This is a genomic window from Clostridioides sp. ZZV14-6153, from assembly GCF_020657855.1.
Lineage (GTDB): Bacteria > Bacillota > Clostridia > Peptostreptococcales > Peptostreptococcaceae > Clostridioides.
The window spans coordinates 31092-57229 of sequence record NZ_JAGWCZ010000012.1 but is presented as its reverse complement, the minus strand read 5'-3'; the positions used below and the strand labels follow the sequence as shown (position 1 = coordinate 57229).

Genomic DNA, 26138 nt, shown 5'->3' with positions numbered 1-26138 from the left:
TCTGTATTTAGTTTTCAAGGTGCTGTCATGATTTAACCTAATTCTTGCTTAAATCTGATATTCCATATTTTAGAGCCATATCTTTTATAATAGATACGTAACCCTCTATGAGTTTTTTATCATCTTGTATTACATCTAAATTATTCACTTTCTCTCTTTTAGATTCAGATACCCCTTCTTCTGCCATCTTTCTTCTTTTATTGATTAATCTTCTATGCAAATCAACTCCAAATCTCTTATTTAATAATTCATAACTTTCTGTTCTAAGCATATTTATATGTTCAAAACCACCTTGTTTTTTTGCTATTCTTGCGATTAGTTGATGTGTATCTGTTCTCCAACTAGTTGAGTCTAATGAAACTACATCTTTTATACTTTGTATTTCTTGTTTAGTTTCTGTTATCTCTTGTTTTATTTGCTTTTGCTCTATTTCTTGTTTTGCTACAGTATCAAATATTTGTTTAAACATTTGTAATTCCGGACTTAATTGATTTGTAATTAAGGTATCTTTCTTTTTGTTAAAGTAAGACTCTTCTAAGTTATCAAACTGCTCCCAAGCTTTGTCAGTATCCAATATTTTGCAGTGTCTGTTTGCTCCTCTTTCAGTCCAAAGGTATAATTGACTAGAATGTTTTGAAACCAACTGACTATTAGTAGGTTGGTTCTTAAATTCTTTCAAATAATCGCCTTGTAATAAAAAATAGTGTACATTCTCTTTGAATCTCTCTTTGTTTCTATTGAAGTTAGTTTGTATATTGTTTACATCGGTTTCATAAACATCTGCTAATTGCTGTGTAGTTAAAACTCTTTCGTTATTTCTTTCTATTACTTGTAAGTTATTCATATTTTTCAACTCCTTTTTCTCTTAATGTACTTTTAGTACAGTTACTTTTCAAAAAAATATATTCTATTGAAGTATTGAAATAAGCTGCTATTTTTACAGCTGTATTTAGAGACGGTACTCTTTCGCCATTCTCTAAGAAAGCTATATACCTACTTGTAAGTCCTAATTCAGCTCCCAATTGATTCCTGCTTAATCCTTTTTGTATTCTAAAATCTTTTAGTTTATTCATTTTTTCACCTTCTTTTATTTTTTCTTATGTACTAATAGTACAGTACTATTAGTACATTGTCAATAGCTTTTTTAAAAAAAATGAGCTATAATTGTTAATTAAGAACTAATAGTTCAATATAAATATAAAAGGTGGCTAAATAACATGATTGGATATAGAATAAAAGAATTAAGAAAAGAAAAAGATATTACTCAAAAAGAACTTGCAACTTTTTTAGGGCTTACACCTAAGATGATTTCTTTTTACGAGAAAGAAGAAAGATTTCCTCCTCATGATATAATTTTAAAACTATCAGATTTTTTTGATGTATCTACAGATTACTTACTTGGAAAGGTCAATGTAAAAAATGTAGACAATCTTAGTGAATTGGAACTAATTGAAAATCTAAATTTTTCTGGTGACATAAAAGAAGCTTTAAAAATGATTAGTGAGCTAAGTCCTGCATCACAAGAAAAAATGTTCAAAATAGCAAAAGTTTTCCTTGAAGAAGAAATTAATGAGAAAAAATAAGAAAGAGGAGAAAATCACTCCCTTTCTTTTTTATTTTCTTGTTTACAATATTCTTTTAGCAACTCTATGTATTTTTCAAATTTCTCATCACTAATTGTTTTTATTTCGTTTAATGCATCCCCTGTATCGATTAGTATTCTTTTTGATTTTTCCACATACTTTCCCCCTATCGCAAGAACTTACGTTCTTATTTTTAGTTAAAATTTCCCAACAAATTTTAATAAAATCATATGATTATGTATTTTCATTTCTAGAAATGTTTTTAGACTATTCAGAATTGTCTTTGATAATTATCTTACTTACATAATAATACTTTTGATTTGTTAATGCAATAAAAAAACCGTAATTGTAATAAAAAAATCGAATTTTGTAGAGACTTGGAAGTTTTTTCCATTTTGTATGTATTAATAATCGTGTTTTTTATTATATTTTTTTATATTTCCTTATTTATATAATTTTTTTTATAATGTATTATTATTTTATATTTTTTATTAAAAGTATATGTCGATTTAAAATATTATTCTATAGTATTGTTTTTTATTAATTTCATGTTTAAATTTATATTTTAATTTACCTTCCTCTATTTACACGTATCTAAATACGTGTTATAATATGATTGTAAGGAGGGAGTATGAAATCTTATTCTTCAAGAGAAATTTTAAAAATACTCAATGCAGATGGATGGTATGAAGTAAATTGTGTTGGTGGTCACCAACACAATTTAAACAAGCAGGGATTAATATTAGTTAATCCCTCTCTCCTTACAAAAACTTTAAGGAGTTGATAAAATGAAAAAAGATATATATGTATATCCAGCTATATTTAGCTATGATGAAGATGGTATTTCTGTAGAATTTCCCGATTTACCAGGTTGTTTTACATGTGGAGATACAACAGAAGAAGCCTTAAAAATGGCTAAAGAAGCTCTAGGACTACATCTGTATGGTATGGAAGAAGATAACGATACAATACCAAGTGCAACAACTATAGATAAATTAAACTTAGAGAAAAATCAAATACCTACTTTGATAGAAATATATATGCCGATTCACAGAAAAGCTATAGAAAATTACTCTGTTAAAAAGACTCTTACTATTCCGCAATGGCTTAACAGAGAAGCTGAGAAACATAAGGTTAATTTTTCTCAAATACTTCAAGAAGCTTTGAAAAAACATCTTAATATTCATTAGATATAATTAGAGCAGTATAACTGCTCTTTTATATAAAAACTTATAAAGGGAGTGTACATATGAACATCAAATCAGCTTTTATAAGAAAAAGAGGGGGGAAATTCTATGTATATGTGGAGTACATAGAAGAAACAACTGGTAAGATAAAACAAAAAAGTTATGGAAGCTATGAAAAGAAAAAGGATGCTGAAAAACATTTAATTGAAATAAAGTCAACTATAAACAATAATAAGTTTATTGCTCCAAGCAAGACAACTCTTGTAGAGAGGTGTTATAAATACATAATGTCAAATGAAAAAAAATGGTCTCCTTATACAACTGTAAATAGAAAATCGTGGGTTAAAAATTATATAGAGCCTTTTTTTAAAGATACAATCTTGATAGATGTAAACCCTAGCCTTCTTCAAATCTTTATAAATAAAAATTTTGACGGTTCTGCCTCAACAACCGCAAAAGTTAGATATAATTTTCTATCTTCTGTTTTAAAAGAGTCTTATAGACTAAAAGAAATATCTGAAAATCCTTGCGATTTTGTAAAATTACCAGCTCAAAACGTTACATCTGAAATTGAAATATATAATAGAGAAGAAACACTGTTGTTAATAGAGAAGTTGAAAGATAGTTTGATAGAGATACCCATTCTCTTAATGTTGCTGTTAGGTTTAAGAATCGGAGAGGTAGCTGGTCTTAGATGGTCTGATGTTGATTTAGATAATAGTATAATAAATATTAATCAAATTCTCATATATGCAAATAGTAAAATAACTTTTAAAGAACCAAAAACTGCAAAATCAAAAAGAACTTTATCAGCTCCAAAGGAATTAATTGAAAAATTAAAAATAGAAAAATTAAAACAGAACAAAATGAAATTGCAAGGCACACTTGAAAATGAAAATAATTTAGTGTGTTTAAATACAAATTTAAATCCATGGATACCAGCAACATTAAGTAAAACTTTTCATAACTTTATTAAAAGAAATAATTTAAGAAATATTAGAGTACATGATTTGAGACATACAAATGCAAGTTTGCTTTTGTTGGGGGGTACTAACATGAAAGTGGTTTCTGAAAGATTAGGTCATACAGATATAAAAATAACTATGAATAGATATTCTCATGTTTTAGAGGAAATGGACAAAGAAGCTTCTGATAATCTAAGTAAACTTCTATTTAAATAATGAAAACTGACTGTCAGTTAAATGTCAGTTAAACCTAAAAAAATAGGTTTTGTCAGTTAAATGTCAGTCAGTTATTTTATAATAACTTATTTTAAATATCGCTAAAACTGCACGTTTTAACACTTATTTATGTTTGTTTATACGTATTTATTATTCCTTATTAAAGTAATATCCTGCTCCTCTTATTGTTATGATTTTTTGAGGATTTTTGTAATCTTTCTCTATTTTCTTTCTCAGTCCATTTACTGCAACTACTACACTATAATTATCCTCTAGATAATCATTTAACCATACATGTTCATATATCTCTTTAGTAGTTAAGGTCTTTTCCGGATTCTCTATAAAATAGTTCAACAACTTATTTTCTGTTGGAGTTAATTTTATTATTTTATCTTCTAATTTTATTACTCCACTTGTTCTATTGTATTCTTCTAATCTTGTATTACTTTCATTGTTATTTATGTATGAATTTACTCTTCTTAAAATTGCTTTTACCTTTGCATATAGTATTTCTAAATTTAAAGGTTTAATTAAATAATCATCACCACCAGAATTTAAAGCATTTAAAATACTTTGGTCTTCATTTATATAAGTCATATAAACAATCGGGCACGTAGTTACATTTCTAATCTTTTTGCATAAAGTCCATCCATCACCATCAGTTAAGATTATTTCTAAAAATATCAAATCGTATTTATTGCTAAATATTTTTCCAATAGCTTCTTCACAGTTATACGCCAAATCTACATTTATTCCTTTTTGCTCCAAGAAATTTTTTAATTCCTGGCAATTATTCTTGTCTCCATCTATTATTAATATCTTAGTTTGCATTATAATCACTCCTAAATATCATTATTCTTTTATATTAAATAACCATTTATTATAAAAAACATAAACTTAATTTTATTGTAAAAACAGTTCCTTTTCCCAACTCTGAATCTACAAAAATCTCTCCATCATGTTCTCTTATAATGGATTTAACAATATATAATCCTAAACCTTGGCCTTTTGAAGTACTATTGTCCCTTTCTGTAAAGAATCGGTCAAATATCTTTGGTATATTTTCTGCTGGTATCCCTTTGCCATTATCAGAAATTTTAATAATTGCAAATCCATCTTCTTTATTCACTGACAAGATTATTTTCCCATCAAATGGAGTAAAGCTTAAAGCATTGTAAATTAAATTTTCAAATGCTCTAGCCAATCTTTCTTTATTTACTTTTGCATATATTTTTTTATCTAATATATAAACTTCAAAATTTACACCACATGCTTGTGTATCTGGTAAATTATTTTCATATACCTCCTTAATAAAGTCATTTAGGCATATTTTTTCACTAAGGCCAATTTTTTTGTCTTGTGATGTAAATTCTTGTAAACTACGTACTCTATTTTGCACTTCATTTGATTTTTGGTTTATGGCATAAAGATAGGTTTTTGTCTCTTCATCTACATGAATATTCCCAACCTTTATTAAATCTATAAATGCCTGTATAGCTGAAACAGGTGCCTTTAAATCATGTGCTACGTCTGCCAAGAATTTTTTACGTTCATTTAATAGTGTTGTAAGTTCATTAGTTCTTACTTCAACTTCATGCTCAAGATTTTGTGTGAGTTTTTCATTTTCTTTTATTATTATTCTATTTCTATTTATCATCATAATAGAAAATAAAATAACTATTAAAAACCCACAGTATTCTGTTTGCCATCCTGTAAATATAGGTTCAAACCTATTACTAGTCACTACATCAAATAATATACTGACACCAAACACTATGTCTGCTGAAACTAAAATATAGGAGCTTAATTGCTCAGAGTATGTTTTTTTATAAATTGAAACTATTGAAGACATCAATATATAAATAAATACAACGTATTTATATATGTCTATTAATTTTCCATAGATATTAACAAAGTATATATCATATGGAAGAAGAATAACTGGTATCACAATGGATATGATACACATAGTAATTCCTAATGGTAAAATTAAAAATCTATATACTTTATTTCTCTCAATTTTGGATATGTTTCCATTTATACAAATAATACATAAAACTGCTATAAAATATGATGAATCTTCAACTGCATATGTAAAATTCACTAAAGGAAACCCCATTAAATGTATAAAAGGGTATGACACATGTATAGCAAAAAAAATACACATACATCCAAAGTATAAATATAGCTTGCTTTGTTTTGAAAGTGCCCAAACAGCTAGAGAAAATATAGCTATTGCAATAGTTGTAAAACAAATGATACTATAAAAAAGTAATCTATAAAATATCATATTACTTACATCTTTTGTTTTTCCTAATGCAGATGGATAATACAAACCGCTATAATAATGTGAGAAATTGGACACATTGATTATAATTTCTGTATCTTTCTTTGCAACAAAACTTACTACTGTATTTTTAATTTTAGGTCTATATCTTTCTGTACCTATATCTCCCAATTTAGAGACCATCTCACCATTTATCCAAACTTCACTTGAACAAAAAATTTCTGGAAGTTCTAGGCTTAGTACTTTGTCTTTACCTTCATTTTTTATCCTCATGCGATAAGTTGCATTTCCATATGGCGACTGTTTTTCTTTTCTCATAGAAAAATCTGGATATTGTCCTATAAAAATGTATTCTGGTTTTATGTGTTTCTCTATAAAATCTTTTGGCTTAAATATCTTATGGTTGTAAAATTCCCAATCATCTATTAAAAAAACAAGTTTATTTTTAGAAAAGGTATCCTCATCTATAGTTAAAATTCCATCACTCGCTCTAATAGACTTATATGTATATTTATTATCATATTTATACAGAAAATTTAATCCTGTTATTGCCAACAGAGAGACTATCAATACAATGAGAGTTCCTTTTAATACATTAGACTTTTTCATTGCATTAACCACATCTCTTTCTTTTGTAGTAATATTAAATGATAAAACAAGAATTATTTATTGCTTACATTATCTTGCTTATGGTACAAACTTATATCCTTTTCCCCATACGGTTTGAATATATTGATGCTCTCTGCTTAAAGAATTAATTTTTTTCCTCATCTGTGCAATATGAACTTGTACAGTATGTTGGTCTCCAACATCAGGCATTTTCCAAACTTGATTATATATCTCTATTTTTGAAAATACTTGTTCTTTATTTTCAGCTAAAAATAATAGTATTTCAAACTCCATGGTGGTTAAGTCAATACTCTTTTCATCAAATGTTACTTTTCTTGAATTTACATTTATTACTAAAGATGAAAACTTTAATACATTAGGAACTGATGTAATGTTTTTATATTGCCTCATTCGAGCATAGATTCTAAGTTCAAGTTCTTTTAAGCTATACGGTTTTGTTATGTAATCGTCTCCTCCAGATAAAAAACCTTGAACTCTTTCCTCTTCATGTTCATAATTAGATAAAAATATTATAGGTATGTTAACCTTTTCTTTTATAGCATTACATATTTTATATCCATCTAAATCTGGTAATGCAATATCTAGTATTATACAGTCTAAAACTATATTGTCTACTATCTTCATTGCACTTTTGGCAGTCTCTGCTGTGTATACATTAAAACCTATGTTAGAAAAGTAAATTTGATTTATGTTTAAAATATCAATATCATCATCTACAACCAATAAGTTATACATTACACCACTCCATTCAAAAATATTTTAATCATAATCTAAAGTTATAAGTATTACAAATTATAATGTTTTACCTTTTATCTAACTAATATTATTATTTTATAATATCTTTACAAACTAGACTATAAAACTTAAGTATTTTTGAATAATTCTTGAACATTGTCTTAAATATTAAGCATTCATTATTAAATACTAATCAAAGTCTCCGATTGTTGGAAAATGGAACTTAAAGTCATTATATATCATCAAGATAAGATATTTATAGAAACTTGTCCATTAGCCAGCTTGAGTATTGATTTATACGGTTTATATGGTTATAATATAAAATAAATTGTATTATTTTAGTAAATATATTGTTATAAAAAAATTATATTATGTATTTTAATTAATTATAAAGTTTTTATCATTTCATTATAATTGCATTATATTTTTTTAAAAATATCCCTTTTCCAACAAAGGGCTACTTTGGCTAAATATAGCCATTTATACATATAAGTAAAGTTATTAATACTTATCATTTTCAAATTTTATATCAATTATGTTAAATTTAAAACAAAAAAAGCTATGCAATATAAAATTATATTCATAGCCGGTTGCACCACTAACTCCATATACCTCTAGATGCCCAATAATAAGGTATACTTCTCAGTTTCTAAAATATTTTCATTAAACGTGTTTAAATTGTCCTGATAAATTTCCTTTCTATTCTAACATTGTAATATTATCTTGTCAATATTTACATATTTTTTAAATATAATGTACTAACTGTATATATTTTTTACTTAAAAATGTTTATATTTCTATCATCAATAATAGACAATACCCTGCAAGTTATAGTAGCATTTTTATAAGCTCACTTTGCAGGGTATCATATATTTTTTATGTTAAATTTTTATCTTAATGATTAACTTTATCTTATTGATTAACTTTAATGAATCCTTTTTCTGAGACAAGTGCTTGTCCTTCATCACTCAATATATAATCTATCAAAGCTTTACCTTTTTCTGATAAGTTATCTTCTTTATTAACTAATATAAATGGTCTTGATATTGGATATTTATTAGCTATTACATTAGCATCAGTTGCATCAACATCATTTACTTTTAAACTATTTACTTTCTCATCAACATATCCAAATGATATATATCCTATAGCATTTTTATTTCCTTCAACTGTAGTTTTTATATTTCCTGAACCATCACTTATTTGTGCATCTTTAGTTAATTCTTCTGACTTGAATCCTACAATTTCTTGGAATCCATCTCTAGTTCCTGAACCTTCTTCTCTTGATACTATTACTATTGGTGCATCATTTCCGTTAACTTCTTTCCAGTTAGTTATCTTTCCTGTGTATATACCTTTTATTTGGTCCATTGTAAGATTTTTTACTGGGTTGTCCTTATTAGTTATTAATGCTATCCCATCTATTGCTATCTTAGTTTCCTTTAATCCAGCACTTTTTTCTTCATCCTTTAAATCTCTTGAACTCATACCTATTTCAGATGTTCCTTCTATTGCATTTTTTATACCTCCAGAAGAACCAATTTGTTGTACTTCTACACTAACACCTTGATTTTTTTCCTGAAACTTCTCTCCGATAGTTTCCATAAGAGGACCTATTGAAGTTGAACCTGAAACAGAAACTTTACTTGAGTCTCCTGAACCTCCAGAGTCAGAACCACATCCCACTGCTAAGACTCCAACCAATATTGTACTAGCTAAAAGAACTCCTATTTTCTTTTTGAACATTTTACTTACCCCCGCTTATATTTTAATTTTTTTGTTTTCATATTTGCTATATTTTAATAATACATATTTTTTGTTAAGTGAATATTAGAGCGAGGTTAAGTAAATGTAAATATTGTTAAATGCATGTAAAGATTTAATTTTATATAGTATATTTAAAATTAGATTAATTTTTTTAAGTAATCTTCAATCAATACTAGTATAATACATCGTATAATATTCTCATATTTTTTTATCTAATCTATTAATTTATCATATTTTATAATTCTTTTTCTAGTTTATTAACTAAACTGGCAAACACATTTAAAGCTTCTTCTATAGATTGTTTTTTCGTCATGTCTACACCAGCAGATTTCAATTGTTCTAAAGGATACTCTGACCCTCCACTTTTTAAGAAGTTTATATATCTATCTACAGCAGTACTATCTTCCGAAAGTATCTGTTGACTTAACGCACTTGCAGCAGAAAATCCTGTAGCATACTTATACACATAGAAATTTGAATAAAAATGTGGAATTCTTGCCCACTCTATCCCTATTTGCTCATCTACTATTGCAGATTTTCCATAATACTTCTCATTTAATTTATAGTATATATCAGTAAATTCATCAGCAGTAAGAGGCTCTCCACTTTCTACTCTTTCATGTACAATTTTTTCAAATTCAGCAAACATAGTTTGTCTATGAACTGTAGTCCTAAATTGCTCTAAATAATAATTTAATAGATATATAGTTTCATCTTTAGACTTGGAATTTTCTAATAAATAATTTATAAGAAGTAATTCATTTAATGTAGATGCAACTTCTGCAACAAATATTTTATAATCTGAATATAAAAATGGCTGACTTGTTCTCGAATAATGGCTATGAACAGAGTGACCTAATTCATGAATTAATGTAAATAGAGAATTAAGGTCATTTTTATAACTCATTAGTATATAAGGATGCGAATCATAGCTTCCCCAAGAGTAAGCTCCTCCTTTTTTACCTTCATTATCATATACATCAATCCAACCTTCTTCAAATGCATTTTTTATAACTTTTAAGTATTCTTCGCCTAGAGGATTAAGTGCTTCTAATATAATACTCTGCGCTTTCTCATAAGGTATATCCATATCAAATTTATCAGTTAGAGGAACATATAAGTCATACATGTGTATTTCATTTAATCCTAAGAACTTCTTTTTAAGTTCAACATACTTATTCAAAATAGGAAGACTTTCATCTATTGCTGATATAAGGTTATTATAAACATCTAAGCTTACATCATCTGAAAATAGAGATGCTTCTATTGCTGAATTATATTTTCTAGTTTTTGCATAAAATATCTCTGACTTTATTCCACCATAAAGTGTTGAAGCAAATGTATTTTTATATTTTCCATAAGTAGAAAATTCTCCTTCAAAGGCTTCTTTCCTAACTCTTCCATTTTTACTTTTTATAAATAAAGAATAGTTTGAATGAGAAAGTTTAACCTTATTACCTTTTTCATCTTCTATCTCAGGAAATTCCATATCTGCATATGCTAACATATCATATACACTTTCTGGAACTGTTGATAATTCAGATGTAGCTGCAAGTATTTCCTCTTCTCTTTCACTCAAAGTATGAGGTTTATCTCTCAATATATCTTTTATATATTTGGTATAAAATGATAACTTCTCATCCTTTAAATATTCATTTAATCTGTCTTCTTCTATAGACAGTATTTCTGGAACTATATAAGAAGTAGCCACTCCTAAATCAGTTGATAGCATTTCTGTCTTAGTGGCTCTTCCTTGATTATCATTGATTCTAGTATCTTCATGTTGTTTCATGTGAGTATATACATATAGATTTTGGATGATTCTAGATGCATTTTCAGAGATACTTAATACTTTGTATAAATTTTCTTTACTCTCAGAAAGTTTACCTTTGTATTCTTTTACTTCTTGAATAAGATTTTTTACTTTACTTATGTCTTTTTCAATGTCTTCTTTAGTAGAGTACATCTTATCTATTTTCCATTTGTATTTTTCTTCTATTGTACTTCTATCAGTTCCCATATTATACACCTCTATTTTAATTCATTTTTATATTTTATTTGCTTTACAAAATATATTGTATATATTTTAGTCCAAATAATCTACATTTATTACTCCTTCTATCATATTTATTTCTTTCATAACATCATGTAAGTGTATTCTCTTATCATAAGATATAAAAAAGTTAACTTTCCAATATTCTTCGCTACGACATTCTATTTCCATATTCCTTACAATAAGTTGATTTTTTTCAAATTTATCATATAAAAAAGGTATTGAATCTAAATTATTTATTCTTAATATCAATACATTTTTTTCTTGGCTAAATAGAAACGTATTTAGTATCCTAAGCACAAATAATGCTATCATTACAAACAACCATCCCAAAATTGCTAGCTCATAATAACCATAACCAACTGCTATACCAATACATGCAGTTGCCCACATACCTGCGGCTGTAGTAAGCCCCTTCACTCCACCTTTGTTCTTTAGAATTGCTCCTGCACCTAAAAAACCAATTCCTGACAGTACTTGAGCAGGCATTCTTGCTGGGTCAGCATTTGTATATAAACTATAGTCAGACAATAACTGGATTGAAGTTATTGAAGTAATACAAGAACCTATTGCTATTAATATATGTGTTCTAAATCCTGCAAACTGCCTTATCTTTTCTCTCTCTAGCCCTATTATGCCTCCTATAACTAATGCTAATAATAATCTTATTGCTATCTCCTTAGTTCCTATATCGCCCATAATATAAAACCTCCCGACCCAATTATAATTTATATCATATAAATAACTTCCACATCACACATCATATCATACAGATAATTTCTATATCAGAGATAATATCTTATATCTTAATATTATTATTAAGATATGAGAAATAGTAATATCTGTTAATTTTTAATACAAAAAAACCCACAACCGTGGGCTATTTGCTTAAGTACATGTATTTATTTATTAATATATCTATTTTCTTACTTGATTCTACGAGCTCTTCTTGAAATATTTCTGGATATTCTATGTATGTATTTATCTCTTCCCTAACTGCTTCAATTTCATTTTTTAACGTTTCTAATTCATTGTTCGCCATAATAATCACCACTATTACAAATTTGTATATTTTTATATACATTTTATCAAACAATATTATATTTTGTCAATATTATGTCAATAAAACTTACTATAAAAATGCTTTAATTTGGGTACTGTATACCTAGATACTAATCCTACAAACATACCCGTTACTAATGATGCCATTAACATAAATGGCAAGTATCCTATAGCAAGTATATTTTCTATTATTAAACTTGCAACTATTAATTGACCTATATTATGCCCTATTGCCCCTAAAATACTTATTCCTATCATTGATAATCCCTTTATTTTACTTGCTAAATACATAAATAAAAGGCTCAAATAAGCTCCTCCTATGCTAAATAAAAGATAAGATAGAGGACCTGCAAATATTGATGACAAAATTACCCTGATAGTAACAATTATAACAGTATCTCTGACACCTAACAACATTAATGAAATTAAAGTTATAATATTACTCAAACCCAATTTTGCTCCTGGAAATATAACTATAAGAGGATTTGGTATATATGTCTCTAACACATATAAGGCTAGACTGTATCCTATCATAAGACCTAAAAATGTCATTTTTCTAGTTTTCATTAAGTTAACTCCTCCAAATTTTATATATCATATTACATTATAATACAAAATATATAAAAACACCTAATTTAGACTAAAATATTCTATAATATATTTAAAATAAATATCAGTAATTTGAACTTGTAATTCCCCCTATAATCCTTGACTTTTTGTATCATACTTGTTACAATTTTAATGATAATGAATTTCATTAGGAGGTGTTAATAATGACTGTTTACGATTTGAAAATAGGAGAAAAAGGACTTATTAATAATATAGATGGAGATATTAAATTATCTAAAAGATTACTTGCACTTGGATGTATAAATAGTACTGAAATAGAAGTTAAAAAGGTTGCCCCATTTGGAGACCCAATTATAATTAGATTTAGAGGATTTGACCTAGCTATTAGAAAATCTGATGCTAAAAATATTTCTTTACAATAATAGAGGAGGAGCTACCCGTGATTAATGTAGCATTATTAGGAAACCCGAATGTTGGTAAGACTACTGTTTTTAACCTGCTTACAGGATCAAATCAGTATGTTGGTAACTGGCCTGGTGTTACTATTGAAAAAAAAGAAGGATTTATTGGGAAAGAAATAAAGGTTGTAGATTTACCTGGTATATATGCAATGGATACTTTCTCAAATGAAGAAAAGGTTTCTAAGTCATATTTAGAAAATGAAGATGTTGATGTAATAGTAAATGTAGTAGATGCTTCTAACTTATCTAGAAATCTCTACTTAACAACTCAACTTATGCAATTTAATAAACCTATAGTTATACTGCTTAACATGTTAGATATTGCAGAATCTAAAGGTGTTAATATAGACGATAAAAAATTAAGTGAAGAACTTGGAGTAATCGTTGTTCCAATCATCGCAAAAAAGAAAGATGGCGTAGAAAAAATAGAAGCAGAAATTAAAGATGCTACTAAAAAATCATTTAAATATCGAACAGACTTTGGAAGTGAAACAGAAACATATAAGAAGTTGGAATCTATCTTATCAAGATGTACAAAGACTACATATACACACAAAAAATCTATCAGTGATAAAATAGACAATATAGTTTTAAATCCTATATTAGCCTATCCTATATTTATTGGTGTATTGTTTCTTTTATTTAAGTTCACCTTTGATTGGGTTGGAGGTCCACTTCAAGAAGGCTTTGCAGGCCTTATAGAGGCTTATATCTCTACACCTGTTAGTGATATGTTAGCTAACTCTAGTCCATGGTTTAAATCACTTATTGTTGATGGTATAATTGGAGGTGTTGGTGGTACTTTACCATTCTTCCCTTTAATATTTACATTATTCTTTGGTATATCTCTATTTGAAGATAGTGGATATATGTCAAGAACAGCATTTTTGATGGATAAGGTTATGAGAAAGGTTGGTCTATCTGGTAAAGCTTTTATACCTATAGTTATGGGTATGGGATGTTCTTCTCCTGCTATAATGGCAACTAGAACACTAGAAAGTGAAAAAGACAGAAGAGTTACAGCTCTTATTGCACCACTTATGACTTGTGGAGCAAAGCTACCTATATATGCATTATTTGTAGCTATATTTTTCCCACACAATGCTGCTTTAGTAACTACATCATTATACTTAGTTGGTATAGTTATGGCAATTGTGGTTGCACTATTTTTAAATAAAACAGCTTTTAAGACAGAAGCTGAACCATTTATATTAGAGTTACCAGAATATAGAATACCTACTATAGATGCACTTATTAAAAATACTTGGAATAAATCAAAAGGATTTTTAATAAGAGTTGTTACTGTAATGTTTGCAATGTCAGTTGTTATTTGGGGACTTTCTTCATTTAATGTATTTGGATTTACAGAAGATATAAATGTAAGCTTTTTAGCTACTATAGGGCATATTATATCTCCTATATTTAAACCTCTTGGTTTTGATGACTGGAGAACTTCAGTTGCTATCTTAAGTGGTCTTGGAGCAAAAGAAATCGTGGTAAACTCTTTGAATATACTATATGGTAATTTGACTGTTGTATTGCCAACAATATTTAATGGCGTTACTGCATATACATTCTTAATATTTACAGCTCTATATACTCCATGTATAGCTGCTCTTGCAACTATGAAAAAAGAATATGGCAATAAGATGATGTTTGCATCATTTGCATATCAATTTATATTAGCATGGATAATGGCTTTTATAGTTAAAAGCATTGGTGGAGTACTATTTATGGGAAATTCAATAATGGAAGCTTTAGTTGGTGGAATAATCATAGTTCTTGCATTTTTAATTTTGTTTAATAAATTTAAATCTACAAAAAATGGAAGTAGCTGTAGTGGATGTTCTGGTTGCTCTGGATGTCCAGGTTCTAATTCTTGCTCAATAGATGAAGATGATAACAAAAAAAGTAGTATACATTAATATATAGATATCTTATATTTAAAAGTAAATAAATTATGGTATTATCTTCTAAAGGATAGATTCATAAGAAAATTTTTTGGAATAATTAACGGTATAGCATAATTAAGTGCTATACCGTTTTTATTTTAAAGTTATAAAATTTATAAAAAAGCTGTATTCTTCTAACTAATTTAGACTAACATTTTCATTTTCGTCTAGGCAAATTTCTATTGCTTCAAGCTAATGCGAAAAAACGTATATATCTAAAATCAATTATTTGCTCATATCTTTAGATTTATCTACACAAGCAACAATAGATTTTATAACTGCTGATCTAAATCCTTCTTCTTCTAACACTCTAACTGCTTCTATAGTAGTTCCTGCTGGAGAACAAACCATATCTTTTAATTCACCTGGATGTTTTCCAGTTTCAAGAACCATCTTAGCAGAGCCCATAACGGCTTGAGATGCAAATTTATAAGCTTGCTGTCTTGGCATACCAGCTAGTACTGCTGCGTCTGCAATAGCTTCTATAAACATAAATACATATGCAGGAGAAGAACCGCTAATACCTGTAACCGTATCCATTAAATATTCTGCTACTATTTCTGCTTCTCCAAATGATTCAAATAGAGCTTTAATCATATTCAATTCTTCATCAGTTACATTTGCATTTTTACAAAGAGCTGACATACCTTCTCCAACAAGTGCTGGAGTATTTGGCATTACTCTTACTATCTTTTTATCTGAACCTATAATGCTTTCAAGAGTTTCTATAGTTTTTCCTGCTGCTATTGATACTATTATTTTACTTGCATCTATTAATTCTTTAAGTGGAGCTAAAGCTTTTTCACATATATTAGGCTTAAGTGCTACTATCACTACATCTGAATTTGCAACAGCTACCTTTGAATCAGTTGTAGTATTTATTCCAAATTGTTCTTTTACTTTATCTAAAGCAACTTGACTTAAGTCTGATACAGTTATATCTTCTGCTTTTACTAATCCTGATTTTACTATACCACCTATCATTGCACTTCCCATATTTCCTGAACCAATAAATCCTAAAGTTTTCATATCAAATCTCCTCTTTTTCTATTAGTTTTTATTTTAAAGTAGCTAAATTTACAATATTTTAACTGCTTAAAATTATCTTAGTTATTATAAAATATAATTTTATTATGATTATTATAAATTACTTATTTAATATAGTTTATTAAATATAAATTTAACGATTTTTTCATTAAACTCAACGAGCTAACTTCCCATCCAGAAAGTTAGCTCAGAATTAATCTAAAATTTTTTAAAATGTTATCTAGTAATATATATACTATTATACCAGTTACATTTTTATATAGTAAGAAGTTTCATTTACAAACAATCCTAGAATGTTTGCTCAGTTCTACCTATTATCTCATCTTGTAATGTTCTACTTAAATTATTGAAATGGTCACTATATCCTGCAACTCTAACTATTAAGTCTTTGTAATCTTGAGGATTCTTTTGAGCCTCCAGTAATACATTTTTATCAAATACATTGAATTGTATATGATGTCCATCCATATTAAAGTATGCTCTTACCAGATTAGCCATATTGTCTAATCCTTTTTCACCTTGCACTACTGATGGCGCAAATCTTTGATTTAACAATGTTCCACCAGTTTTTATGTGGTCCATCTTAGCACAAGATTTTATAACTGCTGTAGGTCCATTAGTATCTCCACCTTTTTCTGGAGAGATTCCTTCTGAAACTGGTTTTGCACAAAGTCTACCATTTGCACTTGCTCCCATAATTTCTCCAAAGTATACATGGCAAGTAGTTGGCAACATATCTACTCTATATTCTCCACCACAAACAGTTGGTCTACCAGTTACTTCATTGTAATATGCATTAAATATTTCTTCCATTATTCCATCAGCATAATCATCATCATTTCCATACTTAGGAGTTTTATTTGAAACTATGTTAAGTATAGCTTCATATCCTTCAAAGTTAGAATCAAGTGCCTTAAGTAATGTATCCATATCAAATTTTTTCTTGTCAAATACATTATATTTTATTGCTGTTAAACTATCTGTTATAGTTCCTATACCAACACCTTGTATATATCTAGTATTATATCTTGCTCCACCTCTTTGATAGTCTTTTCCTTTTGCTATACAATCATCAACTATTGTAGACATAAGTGGACAAGGCATATGTTTTGCGCATATATTTTCTATTACAGCATTTCCTTGTATTTTTATATCAATCATATAATGTAACTGCTTTTTAAATGCATCAAATAATTCTTCATAAGATTTAAAATCTCTAGGGTCTCCAGTTTTAATACCTATTTGCTTTTTAGCAATTGGGTCATAACCGTTATTTAATGTTAATTCAAGTATTTTTGGAATGTTCATATATCCAGTTAAAACATATGCTTCCTTACCAAAACATCCAGTTTCAACACAACCACTAGTTCCTCCAAGTCTTGCATCTTCTATAGTTTTACCAGCTTCCATAAGCTCTTGAACTATTGCTTCAGTATTATAAAATGCTGGTTGACCCCATCCTTTTCTTGATATTTCACACGCTCTCTTTAAGAATTTTTGAGGAGTCTTTTTACTTATTTGAACATTTGAACTAGGTTGTATTAATTTCATTTCATCCATAACATCAAGTATTATATAACTAACTTCATTAACACCATCTTGACCATCTGGATTTATTCCACCAGTATTTATGTTTGCAAAGTCTGTATATGTGCTACTCTCTTTTAATGTTATACCAACTTTTGGTGGTGCTGGTTGATTGTTAAATTTAACCCATAAACATTCAAGTAATTCTTGTGCTTTTTCTCTATCTAATATTCCATTTTCTACATCTCTTTCATAGAAAGGATTTAAATGTTGGTCTAGTCTTCCTGGAGTAAATGCATCCCATATATTAAGCTCAGTAGTAACCCCTATATGAACAAACCAGTACATTTGTATAGCTTGATGATAAGTTTCTGGCTTATGAGCTGGTACAACATCACAAGTTTCAGCAATTAACAATAGGTCTTTTTTCTTAGCTTCATCAGTTTCTTCTTCTGCCATTTTTCTTGCCTTTTCAGCATATCTCTTTCCTAATATAACCATTGCATCACAAGCGATTGCCATAGCTTCTAAATCAGCTTTTTTGTTGTATGCATCTAAGTCATTAAGGAAATCTAATTCTTTTAGTCTTACTTCTATATCTTTCTTTAAATCTAAAAATCCTTTTTTATATATTGTATCTCCACAAACTGTGTGTCCTGGAGCTCTTTGTTCCATAAACTCTGTAAACATACCTGCTTCATATGCTGCTAACCATTCAGGTGTCATAGCATTTATTATCTTATCTCTTGTTTGTCTCTTTTTCCAGAAAGGTATTATTTCCTCTTGATGTATTTTTCTAGATTCTTCAGACACACTAAAATTTATTATGTCTCTATTATGCATTACTTCTAAATCTTCCATTGTATGACAACAAATTTCTGGATATGTTGGTGCTCCATTAGGTGAATCTCCTTTTTCGCCTACTATTAATTCTCCATCATTTATACTAAGAGTTCTATTTTCAATGTAATGTTTAAATGATAAAGCACGAAGTACAGGAATTTCTACACTTCCTTCATATTTTTTATAAGCTTCTGTCATAAGTACTGCTCTTTCAATAGATATGTGTGGTTCTGCATTAACACTTTCTTCTCTTAATTTTTTAGTTCTTTCAAAAGTTCCTCTTGACATTTTATTACCCCCCAATCTTAGTATTGAAATTACTTGCTTCAAACAGCCTTTTTATTTCTTCTAATTTTTCTTCAGTAGGTCTTTGTAACTCTTCTCCTTCATATTTTTTATAAATTTTATCATACTTATGTTTACCAATATTATGATATGGAAGAAGACTTACATCTTTTATATTCAAAGGCTTTAAAAATTCTATCATTTTTTTAACCTCTAAATTTTCATCATCTACATTTACTCCTACAATTAATGGTATTCTTATATTTATATTAGCACCTGATTCACTCAAAAGTTTAACATTTTTAAGTATTAAATCATTTGATTTTCCTGTAAATTTTATATGTTTTTCCTCATCAATAAGTTTAATATCGTATAAGAACAAATCTGCATATTTAGCAACTCTTTCATAATTTTCTGACTTTGCATATCCACAAGTATCAATTGCTACATGAATTCCCTTTGATTTACACATGTTTATTACTCCACAAATAAAATCCATGTCTTGAGCCATTACTTCTCCACCTGATAAAGTTACTCCTCCACCTGATTCTTCATAGAAAATTCTATCTTTTTCTATCTCTTTAACCAGTTCTTTAACAGAATACTCTTGACCAACTATTTCTCTAGCATTGTTTATACAATAATCTAAACAAGTTTCACAAAACTCACATTTATCTTGGTCTAGACATATTTTCGTTTCACCTTTGTAAATTGCTTTGTGAGGACATATATTTACACATGCTTCACATCTTGAACATCTCTCTTCATTATACAAAACTTGTTTTGTATATGTTTGACTTTCTGGATTATGACACCAAACACATTCAAGTGGGCATCCTTTAAAAAAAACTGTACTTCTTATCCCTGGACCATCATGTATACTACATTTTTGTAAATTTATAACTAATGGATTCATAATTTTTTCACCCCTAAAGAATATCCATTTCATTTTTTTCATCTTTATGTAATTCATCTTCATAGGTCATTTCTATGAAAAGCATTTCTACAATTACATAATACTATATTTGTTATTATTTTGTCTATATTTTTTTAGTAATATTAAAAATTTTTATTTTATTATGATATTTATATTGATTTTATAAATTAAATTTAAATATTTATTAATTTTATTTTTATAAGTAAATATAGATAATCTCTATAAACAATATGTTATTTTAATTAATTTAGATATATATACTATAAAAATTAAATAAAAATAGAGACTACACTTTACCATGTAGTCTCTGTTTCTCTAGTCACATTTAGAATTTTACATTTATTGTTACTGCTTTTCCGCCTCTATTTAATGTAAGTTTTGTGCTAGCACCTTTTGAGAAAGTATATAACTTTTTATTAAGGTCATTCATACCAGTTATATCTGCATCTCCTACTTTAGTTATAATATCCCCTACTTTTACTCCTGCTTTTTCTGCTGATGAACCAGATATCACTTCTGCAACATATACTCCTTTGTCAGTACTTAATTTTGTACCTGTAGCTGCTTCATAATTTGATACATCTGTTCCTTTTATACCTAAAGTTACTTTTTCATATTTTCCAGTTTTTATTACTTCTTCAACTATGCTTTTAGCTGTATTGATTGGTATCGCAAATCCTAACCCTTCTGCTTGAGAAGCTTTTGCTGTATTTATACCAATTACTTGACCCTTTTGATTTAACAACGGCCCTCCACTATTTCCTGCATTTATACTTGCATCAGTTTGTAATAATCCTGTCATATTAGTTTTTTCTGTTTGTATAGTTCTATCTAATCCACTTATTATCCCTTGAGTAACTGTCTTTTGGAAGTCTAGTCCAAGTGGGTTACCTATTGCTATTGATATATCTCCAACTTTTACTTTATCACTATCTGCAAATTCAGCTGGTGTTAATCCAGTTTTATCAACTTTAACTATAGCCAAATCAAGTTGTTGGTCAAACCATACCACTTTACCTGATGTTGTTGAACCATCATTAAATAAAACATTAACACTAGTTGCTTGACCATCTGATATAACATGAGAATTAGTAAGTATATATCCATTTGAATCTACTATAATCCCAGTTCCTACTCCTTGTGTTTCAGTTGGTATTGCAAACATATTACTAGTATCGACACTAGTTGTCGTAATACCTACAACAGATGGTGTTGCCTTTTCTGCAACTGCTTGATAAATATTTTGGCTCTTTCCATCATCATTTACAACTATAGGTGTAGAACTTCCTGTAGATTTACTTCCTAAATTATCTTTAACTAAAATTATTGTTAGTAAACTACTAAGTATTGAACTTATTATAGCGACTAATATTACTAAACTTATACCTTTCTTTCTTCTTGACATCTCACACCACTCCCTATCTAATATAATATAAATTATCAAAATATATTTTTCCCAATTTTCCATAAAAAAATGAAATCATCTATTTTGAGTAAACTCTCTTTCGATGATTTCATTATATTATTCTAATCTTAATTAAACCTTAACTATCTAAAATTATTTAAGTCTTTTTTCTAATTCTTCTTTTTCCTTTTCATAACCTGGTTTTCCTAGCAAAGCAAACATATTTTTCTTGTATGCTTCTACTCCTGGTTGGTCAAATGGATTAACTCCTAGTAAATATCCACTTATTCCACAAGCTTTTTCAAAGAAATACACTAAGTATCCAAAATTATACTCATCTAATTGAGGTATATTTATTACTAAGTTAGGCACTTTTCCATCAGTATGTGCTAATAAAGTCCCTTCAAAAGCTTTATGATTTACAAAATCTACAGTTTTGCCTGCTAAATAATTTAAACCATCTAAATCTACTTCTTCTGAATTTATAGTTATATTTCTCTTAGAACTTTCAACATTAAGTACTGTTTCAAATAAAAGTCTTTTTCCATCTTGAATATATTGTCCCATAGAATGTAAATCTGTTGAAAAATCTACAGAAGCAGGGAATAAGCCTTTATTTTCTTTTCCTTCACTTTCTCCATAAAGTTGTTTCCACCACTCACTCACATAATGTAGTTGAGGTTCATAGTTAACCAATAACTCTACATCTTTTCCTTTTCTATGTAAAATTGTTCTAGCTACAGCATATTTATAACTGTCATTATTTTTTAAGTCAGAATTTTGAAATGCTTCACGAGCATCATTTGCACCATTCATCATGGCATCAATATCAAGTCCTGCAGCTGCAATAGGAAGTAATCCAACAGCTGTCAATACAGAAAAACGACCACCTACATCATCTGGTATTACAAAAGTCTCATACCCTTCTTCTGTAGCTAATTGTCTAAGTGCACCTTTACTTGAATCTGTTGTTGCATATATTCTCTTTCTAGCTTCTTCTTTTCCATATTTTTTTTCTAGATAATTTTTAAATATTCTAAAAGCAAGAGCTGGCTCTGTAGTAGTACCTGATTTAGATATTACATTTACAGAAACATCTTTACCTTCAATTACATCTAGTAAATCCATAATATATGTTGAACTTATATTATGACCTACAAAATATACTTCAGGAGCATTTCTTTGCTCTTTTTTAAGCCCATTTCTAAAAGAATGACTTACCATGTCTATAGCAGCTCTTGAACCCAAATAAGAGCCTCCTATACCGATTACTAAAAGAACCTCTGAGTCAGACTTTATCTTTTCAGCAGATTTTTTTATTCTAGCAAACTCTTCCTTATCATAATTTTTAGGAAGGTCTATCCATCCTAAAAAAGTATTTCCTAAACCAGTTTTATTATGTAACATATCATGTGCCACATCTACATACGGCTGCATGACATCTATTTCTTTTTGGCAAAAAAATTCCGTAGCTTTACTATAATCAAAATTTATTTTTCCCATTTAAATCCCTCTTTTCAGCATATGCGTTTTACAGAGATTATAACACAAAATCTAGGTGTTTTTTTAAAAAGTTTGCCACAAAATAATACATATATCCTCAAGCATTATTAGGAAATCGATTCTTCTAAATATTACAACTATTTGCCAATTATAAAATTTTAATTAAATAAAATTATACCAAATATAGGTTTTATCTCACTTTCAAACTTCCTTTTAGATGCACATGACTCCCAAATACTGGATGGATAAGGTATTTGTCATCTATTACAACATATTCTTTAAATGATTTTTAGATGTTATATCTTCAAATACCTATCTGGATTTCATAAAGAATTAAAATACACTACAGTAAGGATTGACAAAAAATAATGTTTTGTTTAAACTGATTGAAATATGCTTTATACATACTCAATAGGTAAATGTAAATAAACTTAAGTTGGAGGTACAGTTCTCATGAAAAAATTTATTGAAATAAATGGTAAGAAGAATTTTATATATTCATATGGTCAAGGTTCCATTACTTTAGTGCTTTTATCAGGTTCAGGCATACCTTTCCCAAATTTTGAATATATGTCTTTAGCAAAAACGTTAGCAAAAACCTATCGAGTGATTGGAATCGAAAAACTGGGCTATGGACATAGTGATTTATCTGAGAATAACCGAAATATAAATGTTGTTGTTCATGAGTACAGATGCATACTACAAGAGTTAGGAATAAAAACACCTATTGTACTAGTAGCACATAGTGTGGGATTTTTAGAGGCTCTCCGTTGGGGACAGCAAAATCCTTCTGAAATTGCTGGTATTATTGGTATTGATCCCGCAACACCAGAATGCTATAATAGAGACTTTAACATAGATGATGCTACAAATAAACTAATAGAGCTATCAAATGATGAACACCTCAGAAAAGTAACAACCAACGCTTTAATAGAGCAATTAGTAGAAGAACATTGTATTCCATTAATAGAAAAGAAAGAGCTTGAAAACGTGTTATATCATAATCTTGCCAATCAAAATTGGATTAGTGAAGCCAAAAATTTAAGAAATACGATTGCTCTAATAGAAAGGGACAATCCATATTTACAGATTCCAATGCTTTTCTTTATATCAAATGGAGAAGGAACTGGGATAGAAAAACAGAGTTGGATAAACCATCCTTTACAATATTTAAATAATATTAAAATTGCTCAATATGAATTATTTGATTATCCACATAATCTATATAAATTTGTATATAAAGAAATTGCTGAAATATCAGAGAAATTTCTTTCAAAGTATTTAGTTTAGAAAACTAGAATCCTATTTACTTAGGTTGATTAAAATATGGTAAACAATAAACAGTTATACAATAAAGATGATTGGATTTTCAGTAATTAATCAATAAAAAAATAAACTCTAAACTATCATCTAGAGTTTATTTTTTGTTTATTCTTTATTTTAATTCTTACATCATTTTAAGATATTATTTTTAATCCTTTCCTAACCTTTTAGCTATAACTTGTTGTGCTATGTTGACAGCATGGTCAGAAATTCTCTCTAGATTACTTATTACATCTAAATAGATAACACCATTCTCTATACTACATAAGTTATTATTCAATCTATACATATGATTAGCTCTACAAGATTTCTCCATTATATCAACTTGCTCTTCAATTTTTATAACTTTATAAGCCAAGTCTACATTATCAGTTCTCATTGATTCTAAGGCATAAGTATATGATGAAACGACTTTATTGTACATAATATCAAGTTCAGATTGTCCTTCTTTAGAGAAAGAAATATTTGAATCTATTGCAACTTGAGATAATTCAGCTATATTTTTAGCATGGTCACCAATTCTTTCTATATCATTAACTGTATTAAATAAGGTATCCACAACTTCTCTGGAATGATCATCTAAAGGTGCTTTTGAAAGTTTAAGCAAGTAATTTAAAATAGCTTTTTGTAAATCATTTATTAACTTTTCACGTCTGTATGTTTTATCTATTTTTTCAGTTGAATGTTCTACTAACGCTTCCATAGATGCATTTAAACTTTCCTTAGCTTTTTCTCCCATACGAAGTGCTTCTTTTATCGTATTAGCAAGAGCTATAGAAGGAGTTTCTATCATTCTATCATCTATATATTTAATAGTCTTAGCTTCATCTTCATCTGCGTCACCAGCTTTATCAGGAACAAGCTTAATTGCTAGTTTTATGATAATCTTTGTAAATGGTAGAAGTATTAAGACAGATATAATATTAAACAATGTGTGTGTATTAGCTATTTGTCTTGCAACATTACTTGGGTCCCAACTTGTAACTAAATTTACAATTGGTTTATTCAACAACACTAAGAATATTACTGTTCCCAAAACATTGAAGATTAAATGCATCATAGCTGCTCTTCGTGCATTTTTATTAGCACCAATACTTGATAACAATGAAGTTACACATGTACCAATATTTTGACCATAAAGAATTGGTAATGCTGCTGCCAATGGGATTAAACCTTCTGCTGCTAATGCAACCAACATACCCATAGATGCACTTGAACTCTGTATTATTGCTGTAATACCAAACCCTAATAATAGTCCAAGTAGTGGATAATTACCAAATGTAACAAGTAAATCAGTGAATCCTTGATAGTCTTTTAATGGCTCAACTGCCATTTTCATAAAATCCATACCTGTAAATAATATCCCAAAACCTATAAGTATTTCAGCTATATTTTTTATTCTAGGTTTATTTCCAAATAAATAAAGTATAATACCTATACCTAATGCTACTGGAGCCATTCCAGTTAAATCAAAAGATACTAATTGGGCTGTAACAGTAGTACCTATATTAGCACCCATTATAACCCCTATTGCTTGTTTTAAAGTCATTATTCCTGCATTTACAAAACCAACAACCATTACAGTAGTAGCACTTGAACTTTGTATTACTGCTGTAACTCCTGTACCTACTAAAACTCCCATAAATAGATTACTAGTAAGTAATTTTATTATCTTTTTTAATTTTGTCCCAGCAGATTTTTGTAGACCTTCTCCCATAAGGTTCATACCATATAAGAACAGCCCTAATCCACCCATTAGACTTATTATAATGTTCAAATTATTTCCTCCTTGTAAAGAGA

Annotated in this window: 23 protein-coding genes and 1 riboswitch; of the genes, 6 read left to right on the top strand and 17 right to left on the bottom strand. The window is 28.3% G+C overall.

The genetic code is table 11. The features are described 5' to 3' along the window. Positions 1-37 precede the first annotated feature (37 nt). Both KGF46_RS14315 and KGF46_RS14310 read right to left on the bottom strand, forming a co-directional pair. Positions 38-844 carry an ORF6N domain-containing protein gene (locus tag KGF46_RS14315; RefSeq protein ID WP_227854849.1) on the bottom strand — a complete coding sequence of 269 codons (807 nt, stop codon included), beginning with the start codon at positions 842-844 and terminating at the stop codon, positions 38-40. Then, positions 837-1073: a helix-turn-helix transcriptional regulator gene (locus KGF46_RS14310; protein ID WP_054629052.1), complete on the bottom strand. Its 237-nt coding sequence runs from the start codon at positions 1071-1073 to the stop codon at positions 837-839. Before KGF46_RS14310 ends, KGF46_RS14315 begins: the two co-directional genes overlap by 8 nt. Before the next feature lie 144 nt (positions 1074-1217). Here KGF46_RS14310 and KGF46_RS14305 point away from each other — a divergent pair, with 144 nt between their 5' ends. Next, entirely contained in the window at positions 1218-1583 is a 366-nt protein-coding gene (locus KGF46_RS14305; RefSeq protein ID WP_227838825.1) for a helix-turn-helix domain-containing protein, read from the top strand. Positions 1584-1597: 14 nt separating this feature from the next. On the opposite strand, the gene KGF46_RS14300 is transcribed toward KGF46_RS14305, so the two are convergent. Then, positions 1598-1738 (bottom strand): hypothetical protein, encoded by a 141-nt coding sequence (locus KGF46_RS14300; RefSeq protein ID WP_227838826.1) that lies wholly within the window; start codon positions 1736-1738, stop codon positions 1598-1600. 633 nt (positions 1739-2371) lie between these two features. Between KGF46_RS14300 and KGF46_RS14290 the strand changes: the two genes are divergently transcribed. Both KGF46_RS14290 and KGF46_RS14285 read left to right on the top strand, forming a co-directional pair. Further along, positions 2372-2773 carry a type II toxin-antitoxin system HicB family antitoxin gene (locus tag KGF46_RS14290; protein WP_074179295.1) on the top strand — a complete coding sequence of 134 codons (402 nt, stop codon included), beginning with the start codon at positions 2372-2374 and terminating at the stop codon, positions 2771-2773. 59 nt (positions 2774-2832) lie between these two features. After that, positions 2833-3951, top strand: a complete 1119-nt coding sequence (locus KGF46_RS14285; RefSeq protein WP_227850570.1) for a site-specific integrase — start codon at positions 2833-2835, stop codon at positions 3949-3951. 150 nt (positions 3952-4101) lie between these two features. Here KGF46_RS14285 and KGF46_RS14280 read toward each other — a convergent pair whose 3' ends face one another. The 8 genes from KGF46_RS14280 to KGF46_RS14245 form a co-directional block, all read right to left on the bottom strand. After that, positions 4102-4782, bottom strand: coding sequence for a response regulator transcription factor (locus KGF46_RS14280; RefSeq protein ID WP_227433687.1), 681 nt, complete (start codon positions 4780-4782; stop codon positions 4102-4104). Between the two features lie 49 nt (positions 4783-4831). Then, a complete protein-coding gene (locus KGF46_RS14275; RefSeq protein ID WP_227862096.1) occupies positions 4832-6847 on the bottom strand; it encodes a sensor histidine kinase in 2016 nt (671 codons plus the stop codon). A 78-nt stretch (positions 6848-6925) separates the two neighbouring features. Beyond that, positions 6926-7603, bottom strand: coding sequence for a response regulator transcription factor (locus tag KGF46_RS14270; protein WP_227828307.1), 678 nt, complete (start codon positions 7601-7603; stop codon positions 6926-6928). A gap of 575 nt (positions 7604-8178) precedes the next feature. Then, a riboswitch (cyclic di-GMP riboswitch) is annotated at positions 8179-8262 on the bottom strand. Positions 8263-8515: 253 nt separating this feature from the next. Further along, positions 8516-9349 (bottom strand): phosphate ABC transporter substrate-binding protein, encoded by an 834-nt coding sequence (locus KGF46_RS14265; RefSeq protein ID WP_227828306.1) that lies wholly within the window; start codon positions 9347-9349, stop codon positions 8516-8518. Positions 9350-9605: 256 nt separating this feature from the next. Next, positions 9606-11390 carry an oligoendopeptidase F gene (pepF, locus tag KGF46_RS14260; protein ID WP_227850572.1) on the bottom strand — a complete coding sequence of 595 codons (1785 nt, stop codon included), beginning with the start codon at positions 11388-11390 and terminating at the stop codon, positions 9606-9608. 66 nt (positions 11391-11456) lie between these two features. After that, a complete protein-coding gene (locus KGF46_RS14255; protein ID WP_227862095.1) occupies positions 11457-12122 on the bottom strand; it encodes an MgtC/SapB family protein in 666 nt (221 codons plus the stop codon). A gap of 181 nt (positions 12123-12303) precedes the next feature. Continuing rightward, positions 12304-12465 carry an aspartyl-phosphate phosphatase Spo0E family protein gene (locus tag KGF46_RS14250; protein WP_021386276.1) on the bottom strand — a complete coding sequence of 54 codons (162 nt, stop codon included), beginning with the start codon at positions 12463-12465 and terminating at the stop codon, positions 12304-12306. A 77-nt stretch (positions 12466-12542) separates the two neighbouring features. Beyond that, positions 12543-13052 carry a Gx transporter family protein gene (locus KGF46_RS14245; protein ID WP_227828303.1) on the bottom strand — a complete coding sequence of 170 codons (510 nt, stop codon included), beginning with the start codon at positions 13050-13052 and terminating at the stop codon, positions 12543-12545. Between the two features lie 206 nt (positions 13053-13258). Between KGF46_RS14245 and KGF46_RS14240 the strand changes: the two genes are divergently transcribed. Next, positions 13259-13477, top strand: coding sequence for a FeoA family protein (locus tag KGF46_RS14240; protein ID WP_227433680.1), 219 nt, complete (start codon positions 13259-13261; stop codon positions 13475-13477). Between the two features lie 17 nt (positions 13478-13494). Continuing rightward, entirely contained in the window at positions 13495-15441 is a 1947-nt protein-coding gene (gene feoB / locus KGF46_RS14235) for a ferrous iron transport protein B (RefSeq protein ID WP_227850573.1), read from the top strand. Positions 15442-15693: 252 nt separating this feature from the next. Here the strand turns inward: feoB and proC are convergent, their stop codons facing one another. The 5 genes from proC to KGF46_RS14210 all read right to left on the bottom strand — a co-directional run bounded on the left by proC (position 15694) and on the right by KGF46_RS14210 (position 23015). Continuing rightward, a complete protein-coding gene (proC, locus tag KGF46_RS14230) occupies positions 15694-16497 on the bottom strand; it encodes a pyrroline-5-carboxylate reductase (RefSeq protein WP_227828301.1) in 804 nt (267 codons plus the stop codon). Between the two features lie 306 nt (positions 16498-16803). After that, entirely contained in the window at positions 16804-19173 is a 2370-nt protein-coding gene (hypD, locus tag KGF46_RS14225) for a trans-4-hydroxy-L-proline dehydratase (RefSeq protein WP_227857010.1), read from the bottom strand. 4 nt (positions 19174-19177) lie between these two features. Beyond that, on the bottom strand, positions 19178-20086 hold the full coding sequence (locus tag KGF46_RS14220; RefSeq protein WP_227828299.1) for a trans-4-hydroxy-L-proline dehydratase activase: 909 nt from the start codon (positions 20084-20086) through the stop codon (positions 19178-19180). Positions 20087-20432: 346 nt separating this feature from the next. After that, positions 20433-21512 carry a serine protease HtrA gene (htrA, locus tag KGF46_RS14215; RefSeq protein WP_227828298.1) on the bottom strand — a complete coding sequence of 360 codons (1080 nt, stop codon included), beginning with the start codon at positions 21510-21512 and terminating at the stop codon, positions 20433-20435. A 153-nt stretch (positions 21513-21665) separates the two neighbouring features. Continuing rightward, positions 21666-23015, bottom strand: a complete 1350-nt coding sequence (locus KGF46_RS14210; protein ID WP_227828297.1) for a glucose-6-phosphate isomerase — start codon at positions 23013-23015, stop codon at positions 21666-21668. Positions 23016-23468: 453 nt separating this feature from the next. Here KGF46_RS14210 and KGF46_RS14205 point away from each other — a divergent pair, with 453 nt between their 5' ends. Next, a complete protein-coding gene (locus KGF46_RS14205) occupies positions 23469-24305 on the top strand; it encodes an alpha/beta fold hydrolase (protein ID WP_227840312.1) in 837 nt (278 codons plus the stop codon). Between the two features lie 181 nt (positions 24306-24486). On the opposite strand, the gene KGF46_RS14200 is transcribed toward KGF46_RS14205, so the two are convergent. After that, positions 24487-26115 carry a Na/Pi cotransporter family protein gene (locus tag KGF46_RS14200; protein WP_227828295.1) on the bottom strand — a complete coding sequence of 543 codons (1629 nt, stop codon included), beginning with the start codon at positions 26113-26115 and terminating at the stop codon, positions 24487-24489. Positions 26116-26138 lie beyond the last annotated feature (23 nt).

What these genes read in the sequence shown, in the direction of transcription:
- KGF46_RS14315 (WP_227854849.1), bottom strand. Translation starts at nt 844, where the DNA reads ATGAATAACTTACAAGTAATAGAAAGAAATAACGAAAGAGTTTTAACT.
- KGF46_RS14310 (WP_054629052.1), bottom strand. Translation starts at nt 1,073, where the DNA reads ATGAATAAACTAAAAGATTTTAGAATACAAAAAGGATTAAGCAGGAAT.
- KGF46_RS14305 (WP_227838825.1), top strand. Translation starts at nt 1,218, where the DNA reads ATGATTGGATATAGAATAAAAGAATTAAGAAAAGAAAAAGATATTACT.
- KGF46_RS14290 (WP_074179295.1), top strand. Translation starts at nt 2,372, where the DNA reads ATGAAAAAAGATATATATGTATATCCAGCTATATTTAGCTATGATGAA.
- KGF46_RS14285 (WP_227850570.1), top strand. Translation starts at nt 2,833, where the DNA reads ATGAACATCAAATCAGCTTTTATAAGAAAAAGAGGGGGGAAATTCTAT.
- KGF46_RS14280 (WP_227433687.1), bottom strand. Translation starts at nt 4,782, where the DNA reads ATGCAAACTAAGATATTAATAATAGATGGAGACAAGAATAATTGCCAG.
- KGF46_RS14275 (WP_227862096.1), bottom strand. Translation starts at nt 6,847, where the DNA reads ATGAAAAAGTCTAATGTATTAAAAGGAACTCTCATTGTATTGATAGTC.
- KGF46_RS14270 (WP_227828307.1), bottom strand. Translation starts at nt 7,603, where the DNA reads ATGTATAACTTATTGGTTGTAGATGATGATATTGATATTTTAAACATA.
- KGF46_RS14265 (WP_227828306.1), bottom strand. Translation starts at nt 9,349, where the DNA reads ATGTTCAAAAAGAAAATAGGAGTTCTTTTAGCTAGTACAATATTGGTT.
- pepF (WP_227850572.1), bottom strand. Translation starts at nt 11,390, where the DNA reads ATGGGAACTGATAGAAGTACAATAGAAGAAAAATACAAATGGAAAATA.
- KGF46_RS14255 (WP_227862095.1), bottom strand. Translation starts at nt 12,122, where the DNA reads ATGGGCGATATAGGAACTAAGGAGATAGCAATAAGATTATTATTAGCA.
- KGF46_RS14250 (WP_021386276.1), bottom strand. Translation starts at nt 12,465, where the DNA reads ATGGCGAACAATGAATTAGAAACGTTAAAAAATGAAATTGAAGCAGTT.
- KGF46_RS14245 (WP_227828303.1), bottom strand. Translation starts at nt 13,052, where the DNA reads ATGAAAACTAGAAAAATGACATTTTTAGGTCTTATGATAGGATACAGT.
- KGF46_RS14240 (WP_227433680.1), top strand. Translation starts at nt 13,259, where the DNA reads ATGACTGTTTACGATTTGAAAATAGGAGAAAAAGGACTTATTAATAAT.
- proC (WP_227828301.1), bottom strand. Translation starts at nt 16,497, where the DNA reads ATGAAAACTTTAGGATTTATTGGTTCAGGAAATATGGGAAGTGCAATG.
- hypD (WP_227857010.1), bottom strand. Translation starts at nt 19,173, where the DNA reads ATGTCAAGAGGAACTTTTGAAAGAACTAAAAAATTAAGAGAAGAAAGT.
- KGF46_RS14220 (WP_227828299.1), bottom strand. Translation starts at nt 20,086, where the DNA reads ATGAATCCATTAGTTATAAATTTACAAAAATGTAGTATACATGATGGT.
- htrA (WP_227828298.1), bottom strand. Translation starts at nt 21,512, where the DNA reads ATGTCAAGAAGAAAGAAAGGTATAAGTTTAGTAATATTAGTCGCTATA.
- KGF46_RS14210 (WP_227828297.1), bottom strand. Translation starts at nt 23,015, where the DNA reads ATGGGAAAAATAAATTTTGATTATAGTAAAGCTACGGAATTTTTTTGC.
- KGF46_RS14205 (WP_227840312.1), top strand. Translation starts at nt 23,469, where the DNA reads ATGAAAAAATTTATTGAAATAAATGGTAAGAAGAATTTTATATATTCA.